The 13,274-nt window shown below is 51.0% G+C and carries 18 protein-coding genes; 7 read left to right on the top strand and 11 right to left on the bottom strand.

Features of this window, described 5'->3' with window-relative positions:
• Window positions 1-61: 61 nt before the first annotated feature.
• Together purC and BEN30_RS07175 are read right to left on the bottom strand one after the other, a co-directional pair.
• A complete protein-coding gene (purC, locus tag BEN30_RS07170; RefSeq protein ID WP_069957661.1) occupies window positions 62-826 on the bottom strand; it encodes a phosphoribosylaminoimidazolesuccinocarboxamide synthase in 765 nt (254 codons plus the stop codon).
• A 189-nt stretch (window positions 827-1,015) separates the two neighbouring features.
• Complete coding sequence (locus BEN30_RS07175; protein ID WP_069957662.1) at window positions 1,016-1,771, bottom strand: NRDE family protein; 756 nt, start codon at window positions 1,769-1,771, stop codon at window positions 1,016-1,018.
• Between the two features lie 222 nt (window positions 1,772-1,993).
• Between BEN30_RS07175 and BEN30_RS07180 the strand changes: the two genes are divergently transcribed.
• Window positions 1,994-2,344: a DUF1476 domain-containing protein gene (locus BEN30_RS07180; protein WP_069957663.1), complete on the top strand. Its 351-nt coding sequence runs from the start codon at window positions 1,994-1,996 to the stop codon at window positions 2,342-2,344.
• 231 nt (window positions 2,345-2,575) lie between these two features.
• Here BEN30_RS07180 and BEN30_RS07185 read toward each other — a convergent pair whose 3' ends face one another.
• From BEN30_RS07185 to BEN30_RS07220, 7 genes are all read right to left on the bottom strand, one after another.
• Complete coding sequence (locus tag BEN30_RS07185; protein ID WP_069957664.1) at window positions 2,576-3,019, bottom strand: hypothetical protein; 444 nt, start codon at window positions 3,017-3,019, stop codon at window positions 2,576-2,578.
• Between the two features lie 74 nt (window positions 3,020-3,093).
• A complete protein-coding gene (locus BEN30_RS07190; RefSeq protein ID WP_069957665.1) occupies window positions 3,094-3,402 on the bottom strand; it encodes a DUF6626 family protein in 309 nt (102 codons plus the stop codon).
• Between the two features lie 176 nt (window positions 3,403-3,578).
• Window positions 3,579-4,037, bottom strand: coding sequence for a rolling circle replication-associated protein (locus BEN30_RS19305; RefSeq protein ID WP_069957666.1), 459 nt, complete (start codon window positions 4,035-4,037; stop codon window positions 3,579-3,581).
• Between the two features lie 57 nt (window positions 4,038-4,094).
• Complete coding sequence (locus BEN30_RS07200) at window positions 4,095-4,451, bottom strand: hypothetical protein (protein ID WP_069957667.1); 357 nt, start codon at window positions 4,449-4,451, stop codon at window positions 4,095-4,097.
• Between the two features lie 168 nt (window positions 4,452-4,619).
• Window positions 4,620-5,690 carry a tyrosine-type recombinase/integrase gene (locus BEN30_RS07205; protein ID WP_245649011.1) on the bottom strand — a complete coding sequence of 357 codons (1,071 nt, stop codon included), beginning with the start codon at window positions 5,688-5,690 and terminating at the stop codon, window positions 4,620-4,622.
• 586 nt (window positions 5,691-6,276) lie between these two features.
• Window positions 6,277-6,891 carry a 30S ribosomal protein S4 gene (gene rpsD, locus BEN30_RS07215; RefSeq protein WP_069957670.1) on the bottom strand — a complete coding sequence of 205 codons (615 nt, stop codon included), beginning with the start codon at window positions 6,889-6,891 and terminating at the stop codon, window positions 6,277-6,279.
• Window positions 6,892-7,112: 221 nt separating this feature from the next.
• Complete coding sequence (locus BEN30_RS07220; protein WP_069957671.1) at window positions 7,113-7,661, bottom strand: HNH endonuclease; 549 nt, start codon at window positions 7,659-7,661, stop codon at window positions 7,113-7,115.
• Window positions 7,662-7,782: 121 nt separating this feature from the next.
• On the opposite strand from BEN30_RS07220, the gene BEN30_RS19105 reads away from it, so the two are divergent.
• Window positions 7,783-7,911: a hypothetical protein gene (locus BEN30_RS19105; RefSeq protein WP_281201830.1), complete on the top strand. Its 129-nt coding sequence runs from the start codon at window positions 7,783-7,785 to the stop codon at window positions 7,909-7,911.
• Between the two features lie 63 nt (window positions 7,912-7,974).
• On the opposite strand, the gene BEN30_RS07225 is transcribed toward BEN30_RS19105, so the two are convergent.
• Window positions 7,975-8,514, bottom strand: a complete 540-nt coding sequence (locus BEN30_RS07225; RefSeq protein WP_170826987.1) for an HPP family protein — start codon at window positions 8,512-8,514, stop codon at window positions 7,975-7,977.
• A gap of 201 nt (window positions 8,515-8,715) precedes the next feature.
• Here BEN30_RS07225 and gluQRS point away from each other — a divergent pair, with 201 nt between their 5' ends.
• The 5 genes from gluQRS (at window position 8,716) to BEN30_RS07250 (ending at window position 12,621) form a co-directional block, all read left to right on the top strand.
• The gene (gene gluQRS, locus BEN30_RS07230) at window positions 8,716-9,600 is read left to right on the top strand and encodes a tRNA glutamyl-Q(34) synthetase GluQRS (RefSeq protein ID WP_069957786.1); all 885 of its coding nucleotides are present in this window, start codon (window positions 8,716-8,718) and stop codon (window positions 9,598-9,600) included.
• 209 nt (window positions 9,601-9,809) lie between these two features.
• Window positions 9,810-10,175, top strand: a complete 366-nt coding sequence (locus BEN30_RS07235; RefSeq protein ID WP_069957672.1) for a response regulator — start codon at window positions 9,810-9,812, stop codon at window positions 10,173-10,175.
• Window positions 10,176-10,213: 38 nt separating this feature from the next.
• On the top strand, window positions 10,214-11,023 hold the full coding sequence (locus BEN30_RS07240) for a CheR family methyltransferase (protein WP_069957673.1): 810 nt from the start codon (window positions 10,214-10,216) through the stop codon (window positions 11,021-11,023).
• 66 nt (window positions 11,024-11,089) lie between these two features.
• A complete protein-coding gene (locus tag BEN30_RS07245) occupies window positions 11,090-12,019 on the top strand; it encodes a DHH family phosphoesterase (RefSeq protein WP_069957674.1) in 930 nt (309 codons plus the stop codon).
• Window positions 12,020-12,165: 146 nt separating this feature from the next.
• Entirely contained in the window at window positions 12,166-12,621 is a 456-nt protein-coding gene (locus BEN30_RS07250) for a FliG C-terminal domain-containing protein (protein ID WP_069957675.1), read from the top strand.
• Window positions 12,622-12,756: 135 nt separating this feature from the next.
• Here BEN30_RS07250 and BEN30_RS07255 read toward each other — a convergent pair whose 3' ends face one another.
• The gene (locus BEN30_RS07255) at window positions 12,757-13,239 is read right to left on the bottom strand and encodes a GcrA family cell cycle regulator (RefSeq protein ID WP_069957676.1); all 483 of its coding nucleotides are present in this window, start codon (window positions 13,237-13,239) and stop codon (window positions 12,757-12,759) included.
• Between the last annotated feature and the right edge of the window lie 35 nt (window positions 13,240-13,274).

The raw sequence follows: 13,274 nt of genomic DNA on the forward strand, positions 1-13,274 counted from the left end.
TGAGCTTTAAACGTTTCAGGCCGGGCCTCCTCTTCGGGGACCCGGCCTGATGTGAGGGAGGTTACTGCATCGTGTCGGAGCCGGGCATATCGCCGGGACCCGATTCGGGTAAAATACCGAGGCGACGGGCGACTTCTTGATAAGCCTCTTCCACACCGCCCAAGTCGCGACGGAAGCGGTCTTTGTCCATCTTCTCGTTGGTATTCATATCCCACAGACGGCAGTTGTCGGGGCTGATTTCGTCCGCCAGGATGATGCGCATTTGCTCTTCTTCCCAAACGCGGCCAAATTCCAGCTTAAAATCGATCAGACGAATGCCGATGCCGAGGAACAGCCCGGTCAGGAAATCGTTGATGCGCAGAGACATGGACATGATTTCGTCCAGATCGGGCGGAGTCGCCCAGCCAAACGCGGTGATGTGTTCTTCAGACACCATCGGATCGTCCAGTTCGTCGGCTTTATAATAATACTCGACGATGGAGCGCGGCAACGGCGTGCCTTCGGGCATATCGAAACGCTTCGCCAGCGAACCCGCGATGATGTTGCGCACCACGACCTCGATGGGAATGATTTCGACTTCCCGCACCAATTGTTCGCGCATGTTGAGGCGGCGCACAAAGTGCGTGGGAATGCCGATATCCGCCAATTTGAGCATCAGATACTCAGAAATGCGGTTGTTCAGCACACCTTTGCCCGTAATGGTGCCCTTCTTTTTGTTGTTGAAGGCGGTGGCGTCGTCCTTGAAGTACTGGACCACGGTTCCCGGCTCAGGACCTTCAAAGATCACTTTTGCCTTGCCTTCGTAAAGCTGCCTGCGTTTGGCCATAATATCTGCTTTCCAATGATGGTGCGCCAAGGATGACGCGCCAAGGATACGAAGGGCCCTCAAAACGCGAGGCCCGGATGCCCTTTCCCCGTATGCCACGGAGTGGGACGTCGTAAAGAAGGGGCTGATATACCACTTGGACGACGGCAAAACAACGTTCTCAAACGGCTTTTCACACGTTTGCGGGGATCAAAAGGTCACATTTTCCCACACAGCCCCACCCACCGGGCCGCCGCGAAAGCGCCAAATGGCCGAAACCTCAGGATTCCCAGGCTTTGGAATGGCGATCAGAGAACTCGAAGACGTTGCAAAACCGTTTTCCAACTGAATCAGCATCGCACTTTCTGGCCCCCCACCCGGCTCCGTTTTGGGGCTTTCGAACAGCCGCTGCCAATCTTGCCAATTGCCCGATTCGGGATCGGGCGGCGTTGCGGCTTCGAATTGAGGGCGATAAAAGCGCTGGCGGGACGAGTGCTCCTCATCGTTCAAATCGTGCGCCGTCAACATGGACACCCCGTCCAAAAGGGGTTCGACATGAATTTTCCGCGCCCCCTCAAAGGACGCAATCCAGTAGGCATCGCGCACATCGGCCACCACCATGTTGAACGGGCGATAGGCATCTGGGTCCAAAAAGGCCAAGGCTTCCGCGGCGACCGAGGCCTCGGCGTGCTCTAGGGCTTCCAGCGGCAATTCGCCTCGTGAGCGTTTGTTCGCCATCGGCCCCAGGGTTCCCGGACGATTGAGCACACACGCCATAACCCCGTAATCGTTCACGCCCAGCCACGTGCCCCCGGCCAACTGATCCAAACCGGCCACTAAATGGTCGCGATCGGGCCAGTGGCGGGCCGGAGGCAGCCACGCGCGGCCCGCGTTTTCATCGCGGTTTGCCCCCAAAATCAAAGGCCAAGGATGGTTTGGACGACGCAATACGACAACTGTGCACATAAGGCTTAGTGTATCGTGGCTTTGCCCCGAAAAAAACCTTTCCCTTTGTCTTGCAAGCTGGCACATTGCCCGCGCGAATTAAGGGGTCGTTGTGCCTGGGTGCGGCCCCACATATATACTCTAAAGGACCTCCTCACCTTTAAGACTGCCTCTGCTTTTGGGCACACACAAGTTTGGCGTCTTAATACGTAAGTTACGACACACGACTCAAAAGGACATTACATGTCTGATAGCTTTCAAGACCGCGAAAAAAGCTTCGAAGCCAAATTCAAACTCGAAGGTGAAATGCTGTTTAAGGCGCAGGCGCGTCGGAACAAGTATTTAGGCCTTTGGGCCGCCGAAAAAATGGGCATGACCGACACGGATGCCGCGGCTTACGCAAGAACCGTTGTGATTTCTGATTTAGAAGAAGTCGGTGACGAAGATGTGATCCGTAAGGTCATGGGCGATTTCAAGACCCACAACGTCACTGTCAGCGAAGCCAGTCTGCGCACAGAACTGGAACGCCTGATGGGGATCGCCATAGAAGAAGTCAAAAGCGATTTCGATCCGTTGGGTTCGGATCACAACTAACCGCTCTGACCAATTCCCTCCTGACAATGACAAAAAAGGCCGCTCCCTCGGGAGCGGCCTTTTGTATTGTATGCTGGTTTCGTGTCGTCTGATTTCGGCGCGAATTAGCGCGAATAGCATATATAAAACGGATAATGTTATGTTCCATATAGCTTTTTCAGCACCTAAAAGCTGTAAGCACCCCACCAGTGTATACCCATAACGTGCGCCGTAAATAGTCGTTTTTCCGTATCAGCCTTTTCGCAACGTCGCCATCCGTTCTTTCTTCGCCATAGCCAGTGCTTTGTCCAGTTCCCCAGCCATAACAGCGTCTTTCAGCATCCCAATAACCTCAGCCAGCTTTTCCTTCTCGCCAACTTCAATCGCCGTATTTTCGCCGCTTAATTTCAGCGCCCTATTTCCATACCGCACTTCCGTAAACCAGTTGCCATCAACGTTGCGCCAATACCATTTTCGCAAGCGTTGCTCTATTCTCTGCGTCACCCGTTCGCCATTTTCAGCTGTCACGTAAATCTGCCGTGTCTTCACCAGCTTTTCCCCACGCAACTCAGCCGCAGCCAACTCAAGCTGTTCGTCCAAGTGTTCAACAAGCCTACGCCGCATCTGCTGCTCAGCCGTCTCTGTATTTTCCCCACGCTTTTCAGCAGTCAGTTTCAGTTTTCGCATCACGCTCATTTCAACTCTCCTTAAGTCTCTGTAAAACAAGCGTAATGCCGTCTTTCAATTTCGCAACCTAATAATCTAAATCCTCAACCTAATAAAATAGCATCCTTAACTCTGCGCTCCAGCTTGTCAAAACGCTCAAGCCAATCTGCCGTTAAATTTCGCAAGTAGCTGTTTTCCGTCGTTGCCAATCGTCGTTCGCAAGCCAATTTGTCGCAATTCAGTCGTCGCCATAAATTAATCAATGCCCCTGCGCTCGCTGTCGCTCCGCTGCTTTTCAAGTATGCGTAATACGTGTCGCATTTCCCCAAGTAGTCCCTGCTAAATTTTTTCTCCGTTAAATATGCGTCCTCAATCAACAAGTCATTATAAACCTCATCTAAAATCGCCATCATCAAACACCTCCTAATAAATGTATTCTTTAGTAATTTAATTGGTTATGTATTATTTAACACCGTTGTAAGTAGTTATTATTTAATGTGAATGTTATTATGAATTTAACAATACTATACACTAAAGCGTCCAGCGTATTATCGCCAAACACCCTAACAAGCGCCTACATATTCGATTATTAACCAGTAATATGCGTTGTCCCTACGTCCCACGCATCTGCGTCAAACGTCTTAATTCGCTTGCTTATATAGCTCGCCCAACCTTCATTATCGTATGTGCGTCTAATCTCGTTTTGTGTGCCCGTAAAATTTATGTCTTCCCACGTCATCAGCATAATCTGTCGCAGCCACCTATAGTCTCTGCGCTCGTTCGCCTTCGCAATTATATGCCAGTGTATATTTCCCGTATCCGTGCCTTCTATAAAGCATACCCGCTCGCAACGCTTGCCGTGTCGCTGCGCCGCTTTGCCATAAACAGCCCTATCCACCCTATTCCAAAAATGTCTAAATAATTTTCGTGCCTGCTGCTCACTCACGTTTTGCCTAAACGTAAATGTTCCAGCCATATCCCAATCGTGCTCACCCAACCAGTCAACCAATGCCTTTTGCGTTTCGCTGCGTGTAAATGTCTGTCCCATAAAATTTCAATGCCCTTAAATGCGTTTAGTTTTCTAATTTATTTATCCAAAAAATTTTCAGCGTCTAATTTTGTGCTTCATCAATCGCTCGTGCTGTTTTCGTTTCAAGCGTCTGTATAAATTCTCCAGCTGCTCATCCGTTGCCACCAAACGCTTGTGCCGCCATACCACCTGCGCCAAGTTCTGCTTCTGTAGCCGCTTCAATTTATCCGCAAGCGCATAGTCATTTTTCACGCCGCCAACGTAACTCTCATCCTGCGTCGCCATCTTCAGCATCGCAGCCTCATCGCTCTTAATGTTTTTCTGTATCTGCTTAAGCCGCACTGCGTGTGCGTCAGCTTCAGCCTGCCCAGCTTCAAGTCTCTTCAATATGCCGCAGCCAGCACCGCCATTTATAAATTCGCTCAGTCTCATATCAATATTTATAGTATAAAATAATTTACTATTATGTATTATACCATAAAATATGAAGTAAATTATATATAATAATTGTAAATAATCGTCAGTTACTGTTTTTCAAGACAGATTTCCATTGTAATAGCATAGCATCGTCTCTCAAAATGTCGATTTAAAATATATCGCTTAAATCAACGCAGCCGCAGCCAATGTCGTTCGCACCTGTCCGTAATGCTTTTCAATCATCTCAACGCTTGTGCCCATATTTCGTGACAATAAATAAATGTCCGTTCCACCATAAAGCAGCCTAAACGTCGCATACGTGTGTCTTAAACTATAAAGCGTCCGTCGCTTGCTATATCTGTCCCACGTCAACCCCGTCTCATCCAACAACGCCTTAAACCCCAGCTCAAACGTATGTCGTGCTTTCCCGCTCACCTTCGTAAACAACGCAGTTCCCGTCAGTCGTGCTGCGTCAATATTTTCAAATTCGTAAAATCCAAGCAGCTTCTTTATCGTCTGTTTCGCAGCTCGTGTGCCAATAACAGCTCTTCGTCCTGTTTTGCCATCCACCCATAAACGCAGCGTCTCCGTCTGTTTCCTGTTTCCCGTATTAATAAATTCAACGTCGCTCCATTTCAGCCCTCGTGCCTCACCAACTCGCAAGCCCGTGCCAACCATCAAACGTAAATATAATTCCAACAGCTTTCTGTCTCGCTTAACACGTGAATGCTGCTCAAGCTCAGCACGTCTGTGTGCTGCCCTTATCAGCTTCGCATACTCTCCCACGTCAAACGCACTTCGCCTGTTCGTCTTTGCCGTTTTCGTGCGCATAAACGGCATATGCTTTAATAGCCCAAGCTCAAGTCCGTATTTCAGCACCTGCCTCAATATTCCCTGTTCCATCAATAGCGTTTTCGCACTGGGCGTTTTGGCGCACGTAGCGACACGTTTTTCCGCCCCGTAACCTCGTGTCCAATAATCCAAACGCCAATCATCGTATTCGTTAAAATCAGCTGCCGTTATCTCGTTCAATAATCGTTTGCCAAAAAACGGAACTAAATATCTTCGCAACGTTCCCGCAACCAGCCCCAACCTACCTTTGCTTAATCGTCCTTCAATCGTTTCACGTTCCGCTTTCCTTAAATATTCATCCGCAAGCTGCTTAAACGTCCTATCCCTCAACAGCTCATTATTTTTCTGCTTGTAACTCAGTTCGTCATATAGCTCTTCAGCAGTTCTTTTCGCCTCAGCCAAATCTGTCGTTCGTGTGCTGCGTCGTATCAACGTTCGCCCTGTGCCAAGCCGCAACCTACACTGCCACGTGCCGTGCCTATCGCTTGCTCGTGTGTGTAAAATAATTCTGCCACCACGCAGTTCGTATTCTCGTTGTCCAGCGCCCATAACACTCAATCCCTTAATGTGTGTGCTATGTGTAATATTATTGCCTTATAGTTGTGTTCACGATTAAAAAAATACAGCGCCCTTATATTAAGTCACGCTGTATCCACGCTTTATAACGCTCATTAAAGCGTTAATCATTGTCACTGTCGGCAATAATGCCCTTAGCCGCAGTCAGCATCACCTCAACCTTTTCGCATACGCAATCGCACTGTAATGGATTTTCCAAATCCACTTTCTTTAAATTTTCTCCACCCTCAGCACACGGGATACAAAGTCGCTCCCTTACAGTGCTAAGCAACTCATTCGCTATCGCAATATAATTATGTTTCGTGTCATTTGCCATCCTGCCCACCAACAAAAAAAGCTGCCCAACACCGTGTGCTGAGCAGTTTTCTCGTAACCGTGTCGCAGCGTGAAGCTGCTGAATTGGTTATGTGTGTTAGCGCGAATAGAATTCGATAACCAGGTTCGGTTCCATCTGAACCGGATACGGCACGTCTTCCAATTTCGGGATGCGCACGAAGGTGCCCTTGCCCTTTTTCACGTCGACGTCCATGTAGTCAGGAATTTCGCGTTCGGCAGAGTTCAGCGCTTCGATGACCATCGGGATCACTTCGGAGCCGGTTTTGATCTCGACCACATCGCCTTCTTTGACCATGAACGACGGAATGTTGACGCGCTGGCCGTTAACCCGGACGTGGCCGTGGTTGACGAACTGGCGGGACGAGAACACGGTCGGCACGAACTTCATGCGGTAGACCACGGCGTCCAAACGGCTTTCCAAAATACCGATCAAGTTTTCCGACGTATCGCCCTTACGACGCACAGCTTCGGCATAATATTTGCGGAACTGTTTTTCAGAGATGTTGCCATAGTAGCCCTTGAGCTTCTGTTTGGCCATCAACTGGGTACCGTAATCGGTGGGCTTGGAACGACGACGACCGTGCTGGCCTGGGCCATATTCACGGGTGTTGACCGGAGATTTCGGGCGACCCCAAAGGTTCACGCCCAAACGGCGGTTAATTTTGTATTTCGAGCGAATGCGCTTCGACATGATAATTCTACCTTACTTTTCAGTACGTTATTTGTTGTCCCAGTAGTCCCATCCGCTCCCCAATTGTAGGGCCGGAGGGCGGGAAGACTGCCAACGAAGGGCACCATCCACATTCCCGGGAAGAGTTCGAAGCGCGCACTATACGCATAAAAGCGCCGGACGCAAGGGGTTTTGAGGAAATTGAAGCGGGCTGAAAGCGGCACCAAATGACCGCGTTGAGATCATCGTTCCAGTTCGCTGTCCCAATACAGATAATCGAGCCAACTGTGGTGCACGTCAGAGGTGGGCAGACGCTGCGCCACCTGGTTGAGTCTGCGCACCGACGGCTCCAAGGCTTCTTGAATCAAAGGCATTTCGGCTTCTTCAGGGGTGCGGTTGGCCTTTTTCAAATTACACGGCGAACACGCCGCCACCACGTTGGACCATTCCGTCATGCCGCCACGGGACTTGGGCATGACGTGATCAAACGTCAATTCGCGCGCAGAAAAGGTCGTGTTGCAGTACTGGCAGCTAAAATTGTCGCGCAAATAGATGTTATAGCGGGTAAACGCCGGCCGACCGTTGAAGCTGACATAGCGTTTGAGCGCCACCACCGACGGCACCCGAATCTCAAGACTGGGGGAATGCACCACCTTGTCATAGGTTTCGACCAAATTGACCCGGTCCAACAAAAGCGCCGAAATCGCATCCTTCCACGACCACAGGGACAACGGATGGTAAGACAGGGGCCGATAGTCAGCGTTGAGCACCAGGGTTTGCAGACCGCTCATGCGCGCCCTCCTTGTCCATATAAGCCCTGAGGTCTGCGGCCATCAAAAAAGCCCGCGAAAACGCGAGCTTGGACAGAACCAGAGGGAATAGACGTGAGGGTGGACGAGGATGACCTCATCGATGCCCTCAAGCCCCCTGGGGAAAACCGACCTGCCATCCGCAACGCCGTCGATGGACACCGAAGCGCTTGCGGACGTTCAACAGTTTGAGACAAGCGATGGACCTGCATCACAAAATATCTCCAAATAACCCCAGTCTGTTTCCTTAAGTTGACTATATATGGTGATCGTTACCAAAACTTTACACCGAATATTACCGTTCAGGCTTTTTTGGGTCTTGGCTGTTCTCCTGCAAAACATCTTGAAGGACCAACGGGTAAATGGTGCGCTTGGGGATCATGTGCACCAGCGTGGCGATGCCGATCATCACCATGCAACCCGCGAGAATCGGCACGAACAGGAAACTCCACCCCGGATCGGCCAAAAACACCACCACGGGGTCCGCGCCTGCAGGCGGATGGGTGATCCGCAACAACGCCATCACCGCAATCGCCAAGCCCACGACCAAAGAAATTGCCCACCATTCGGGGGGCAATACCGTCCTGAGCGCAAGCGCAAGCGCGCTGGCGACCATGTGTCCGCCGATCACGTTCATGGGTTGCGAAAGAGGACTGCTGGGGACCGAAAACAACAACACGCAAGACGCCCCAAAGGGGGCGATCAAAAACGGTAAATCACTCAACTGCCCAAAAAAACCAATAACGCCCATAGCCAACGCCGCACCAAAGCCTGCCTTCAACAAGCTTATGACGTCGTTACGGCTTTGATGGCGATAAAGAAATCGTCTCACCATTTCGAAGCCTTTACATCTCATTCCCAATGCATTGATAGACGTAAATTGCGAAGATGGCTACGGCCTTGACCGTCGCCAATTGCCGTTTGCTTTGCGGCGCGGAGGTCGAAAAAGGTCGGCATTTTCCTTGCGGAAGGCGCGCTTTGCTTTCATCTTAGAGGCATGACAAAATCACCTTTTCCCTCCAATCTTGGACTCGGTTTGAACCCCGACCTCAACCCCGCCCCCTCCCCAGGCCTCGTCGTCACCCGGTTTGCGCCCAGTCCGACCGGATTTTTGCACTTGGGTCACGCCTATGCGGCGTTGTTTGCGCATCGCGCCGCCAAATCGGCGGGCGGACGTTTTTTGTTGCGCATCGAAGATATCGACCAAGGGCGCTGCCGCCCGGAATTTGAAGAAGCGCTCTATGAAGACCTAGCGTGGCTGGGATTGGACTGGGAATCCCCTGTGCGCCGGCAATCGGAAGGTTTGGCCGACTTTACCGCCGCGTTGGAGGTCCTTAAACGTCAAGACTTGCTCTATCCGTGCTTTTGCACCCGCGCCGACATTCGGGCTGAAATCGAAGCTGCCAACGGTGCGCCGCACCTGATTCCAACGGGACCGGACGGCCCCATTTACCCAGGTCTATGTCGTCATCTAACGGGCGCGGAGCAACAACAACGGATCGAATCGGGCACCCCCTATGCCCTGCGCCTCAATATGGACAAGGCCTTGAAAATGGCTGGTCCCTTGACCTGGACGGACCTGGGCAAGGGGGAAATCAAGGCACGTCCGGAAATTTTTGGCGACGTGGTGTTGGCCCGAAAAGACACCCCCACCAGCTATCACTTGGCCGTTAGCGTGGATGATCATCGGCAAAACATCACCTTGGTCACACGCGGTGAGGACCTTTTTGCCGCCACACATATCCACAGGCTGCTGCAAAAGCTCTTAGATCTGAACACCCCGGCTTATCATCATCACGGATTGCTCTTAGGCGACGATGGGCGACGCTTGGCAAAGCGTGACAAAGCTCAAACGCTTTGCGAACTGCGCAAAAGCGGGCTAAAAACATTAGATATTTTGCATATGTGCGGGTACGTCTAACGCCAATCGAATGCATCTAATGCAAAAGATTGTGAATTGTATGCAGATTCGGCTTGCGAATTCAGGGGCTTTGCCCTTTATTGTTGCCAAGGCTATTTCTTATACGTTCTTCTCTAAGAAGACATACACTTCGTGGTTTGAAAGATACGACCCAACTTTCAATACTTTTTTTGCTCCTAGGGAACTCCTGGAAAGAAGATTTATTCGCAATGAAAACTTGTCTCATTGTTGACGATTCCAAGGTCATTCGCATGGTCGCCCGCAAAATTTTGCAGGAACTCGAATTTGCGACCGAAGAAGCCGCCGACGGCCAAGAAGCCCTCAACGCTTGTCTGGCCAAAATGCCGGAAGCCGTTCTGCTGGATTGGAACATGCCGGTCATGGATGGCATTGAATTTCTCAGAGCTCTACGCCAGACACCTGGTGGGGACAAACCTGTCGTGGTCTTTTGCACCACGGAAAATGATTTAGATCATATCCAAGAAGCTATGATCGCTGGAGCGAACGAATACATCATGAAGCCGTTCGATTCGGACATCATTCAGGCCAAGTTCCAACAAGTGGGCCTCATTTAACGGCCCATGATCTTTTTGCCTGTCACGGAGTATCAGACTTGAGCCCCGAAGATTTTGAATTTATCAGCAAGCTGATCAAAGGTCGGTCCGGGCTGGTGTTGACACCTGATAAGGCTTATCTGCTGGAAAGCCGACTGATGCCTGTCGCGCGACAGCGGGGGCTAAAAGGTCTTGAAGAGCTGATTGCTCAAATGCGCACGCGGCGCGAAGAAGCGCTGATCGTTGAAGTCACCGAAGCGATGACCACCAACGAATCGTTCTTTTTCCGCGACATCAAACCGTTTGATCTGCTGCGCGACGAAGTGTTGCCGCCACTCATTGCCGACCGCCAAGCCAAAAAACACCTGCGCATCTGGTGCGCGGCCGCATCATCGGGCCAAGAACCCTATTCGATCGCCATTGTGCTCAAGGAACTGAGTGCAAAACTATCGGGCTGGAAGCTCGATATCGTGGGCACCGACATTTCTCACGACATCCTCAAAAAAGCCAGCGCGGGGATGTATTCTCAATTCGAAGTCCAACGCGGCATGCCGATCCAATTGCTGCTGAAATACTTCGACAAAAAGGATGAAACTTGGGAAATCAAACCCGAGATCAAATCGATGGTCCAGTACAAGTACTGGAATCTCCTCGATGACCTTAAAATGCTGGGCGCGTACGACATCGTCTTTTGCCGTAACGTTCTGATCTACTTTGACGCCGAAACCAAAGGAAAAGTCCTCGATAACATCGCAAAGTTGATGCCGAAGGATGGAATGCTCTTCCTTGGCGGTGCAGAAACCGTCTTGGGCGTAACAGACAAGTTTAAGCCTGTCCCAGGACAGAGGGGTGTCTACACCTTAACTTAAGTCCCTTGAACTTAGGTCGAAGTGTGACAAAGCGTATATAAAGCGGATATATAGAGAATCATCACCATGCCAGACGATAAAAAGTACCGCCTTGTGACCCGCGCCGACTTCGATGGAGTCGTTGCCGGTGGCTTGATGATCGAAATGGGCCTCATCGAAGACGTAACCTTCGCTGAACCCAAAGCCATGCAAGATGGGTTGGTGAAAATCACCTCAAACGACATCACCACCAACCTGCCCTACGTGGACGGCGTGCACCTGTGCTTCGACCACCACGTCAGCGAAACCGAGCGCGTTGGTCCGCATGAAAACCACATCATCGACCCGAACGCGCCTTCTGCTGCGCGCGTGGTTTACAATTACTTTGGTGGCAAAGACACGTTTCCGAACATCCCTGATGAACTGATGGAAGCCGTGGATCGCGCCGACAGTGCGCAGTTCACCGAAGAAGACATTTTGGCACCGGAACCCTGGACGCTGCTGAACTACATCTTGGACCCCCGCACGGGTCTGTCGCGTTTTGAAGATTTCGAAATCAGCCATGAACAGCTGATGAAAGATATGATGGTCTACGTCCGTCATCATCCGGTGGAAGAAATCCTCGACATTCCCGATGTTGAAGAACGCACGCATCTTTATCTTGAGCATGAAGAAAAATTTGAACTTCAAATGCGCAACTGCGCCAAAGTCGACGGCAATGTCGTGGTTTTGGACCTGCGCGGCGAAGACATCATTTATGCCGGCAACCGCTTCACCGTTTACGCCATCTATCCAGAATGCAACGTTTCTATTCAGATAACCAAAACAGCGAACGGCAAAAAATCCATCCTCGCGGTTGGCAAGTCCATCCTCAATCGGACCAACACCGTTAACATTGGCTCTGTCATGCTGGAATACGGCGGCGGCGGTCATGCCAATGCGGGTACCTGCCAAATTGAAAATGAGCGCACGGATGCCGTTTTGGCCGATTTGGTGAAACGTCTGAATGCGGGCTGAGAAGCCTCACCACTGCGCAAAAAACATCAAAAGCGGAGCCTTAAGGCTCCGCTTTTTTTGCCTCAAATCACAAACCCAACCTCTTGTTAAACTTGCAAGGCTATGAGAAGCTTTGGGAACAGACATAAGGGGTGTTTCATCCAGGTATGAAAATCAGCGTAAAAAAAGCACAAAATGGGGTCTACGCCGTCTCTCTTGACGAGACCACACACACTTTGACCACGCAAGATGTCAAAGTGTTGCTGATGCAGGCCGTCCGAGCCCTCACCCCTGGCGCCATTTCAACCGTCCCCCCCGCTGAAGAAGCCCACGATTTGGCAGAGCGTCTCAAAACGGCAAACGATCCCGGACTGCAAAAACTGATCTTGAGTGTCGCAGACGACGATCTTTTGATCTTTCTCAAAAGCACAGAAAACGACACCCAACTGCACGCCAAAATGTTCGACAACATGAGCCAACGCAAACACAAGATGATGTCCGAAGATTTGGAATTCCGGTTTGTTGACGGTATTGACGAAGACCGCCTGGGGGATGCCGTGATCCGCTTGATCGAGGTCACCAACCAATTGCAAAGCGACGGCGTGCTCGAACTTTCTGCATAAACGGAAAAAAGCCAAAGCCCCCAAAATCGACCGGAACACCGGGCCATTTTGAGGGCCTTTTGAGGCTGTACCCCAGACAAGGCGCAAAGCGCATCATCCAAAAGCACAAGGAGAAAGACGTGTGGCCTTAAAGACTTAGGCCGCTTCGGTGTCGTTGCTCACCTTTGGCGCAACAGAACCGGAAACAATACGTTTTTTGTCTTTTGAAACTTTGACATAAGCCCGGGCGCAATGGGCGTCACAGTAGGGCTTGTCGGGTACGGAAGCTTTTCCGCAAAAATGAAACTCCGGCGTGCCCGGCTCGCCTTCCGGCCAGCAACACATGGCATTGGTCAGCTCTTCCAAGCGCACCACATCGCCCGATGGCAGCGTCGCCGCCGTCGGTGAAGGCGTGGGGGCCTTCTTAACTTTCTTCGGCTGAGCCGTCGTCACAGACGTTTGACGAATGGGCGACTGGCGCTTTTTCAATCCCAAACGGTGTACTTTGCCCACCACAGAATTCTTGGTTACGCCCAAGCGGCGGCCAATCTCACTGGTCGGCAATCCCTCTTCCCAAAGAGCGATCAAAACCTTGATGCGATCTGGCGTCCATTCAACGGCACTGGTGGCGTCACTCATCGTCTTCTCCGCTTATCTTTGGCCCAAAACGCCCG

The sequence above is a fragment of the Magnetovibrio blakemorei genome, assembly GCF_001746755.1.
Classification (GTDB): domain Bacteria; phylum Pseudomonadota; class Alphaproteobacteria; order Rhodospirillales; family Magnetovibrionaceae; genus Magnetovibrio; species Magnetovibrio blakemorei.

What these genes read in the sequence shown, in the direction of transcription:
- purC (WP_069957661.1), bottom strand. Translation starts at nt 826, where the DNA reads ATGGCCAAACGCAGGCAGCTTTACGAAGGCAAGGCAAAAGTGATCTTT.
- BEN30_RS07200 (WP_069957667.1), bottom strand. Translation starts at nt 4,451, where the DNA reads ATGAGACTGAGCGAATTTATAAATGGCGGTGCTGGCTGCGGCATATTG.
- BEN30_RS07250 (WP_069957675.1), top strand. Translation starts at nt 12,166, where the DNA reads ATGAAAATCAGCGTAAAAAAAGCACAAAATGGGGTCTACGCCGTCTCT.
- BEN30_RS19105 (WP_281201830.1), top strand. Translation starts at nt 7,783, where the DNA reads ATGCCCTCAAGCCCCCTGGGGAAAACCGACCTGCCATCCGCAACGCCG.
- BEN30_RS07245 (WP_069957674.1), top strand. Translation starts at nt 11,090, where the DNA reads ATGCCAGACGATAAAAAGTACCGCCTTGTGACCCGCGCCGACTTCGAT.
- BEN30_RS07185 (WP_069957664.1), bottom strand. Translation starts at nt 3,019, where the DNA reads ATGAGCGTGATGCGAAAACTGAAACTGACTGCTGAAAAGCGTGGGGAA.
- BEN30_RS19305 (WP_069957666.1), bottom strand. Translation starts at nt 4,037, where the DNA reads ATGGGACAGACATTTACACGCAGCGAAACGCAAAAGGCATTGGTTGAC.
- BEN30_RS07190 (WP_069957665.1), bottom strand. Translation starts at nt 3,402, where the DNA reads ATGATGGCGATTTTAGATGAGGTTTATAATGACTTGTTGATTGAGGAC.
- BEN30_RS07220 (WP_069957671.1), bottom strand. Translation starts at nt 7,661, where the DNA reads ATGAGCGGTCTGCAAACCCTGGTGCTCAACGCTGACTATCGGCCCCTG.
- BEN30_RS07175 (WP_069957662.1), bottom strand. Translation starts at nt 1,771, where the DNA reads ATGTGCACAGTTGTCGTATTGCGTCGTCCAAACCATCCTTGGCCTTTG.
- BEN30_RS07255 (WP_069957676.1), bottom strand. Translation starts at nt 13,239, where the DNA reads ATGAGTGACGCCACCAGTGCCGTTGAATGGACGCCAGATCGCATCAAG.
- BEN30_RS07180 (WP_069957663.1), top strand. Translation starts at nt 1,994, where the DNA reads ATGTCTGATAGCTTTCAAGACCGCGAAAAAAGCTTCGAAGCCAAATTC.
- BEN30_RS07235 (WP_069957672.1), top strand. Translation starts at nt 9,810, where the DNA reads ATGAAAACTTGTCTCATTGTTGACGATTCCAAGGTCATTCGCATGGTC.
- rpsD (WP_069957670.1), bottom strand. Translation starts at nt 6,891, where the DNA reads ATGTCGAAGCGCATTCGCTCGAAATACAAAATTAACCGCCGTTTGGGC.
- BEN30_RS07225 (WP_170826987.1), bottom strand. Translation starts at nt 8,514, where the DNA reads ATGGTGAGACGATTTCTTTATCGCCATCAAAGCCGTAACGACGTCATA.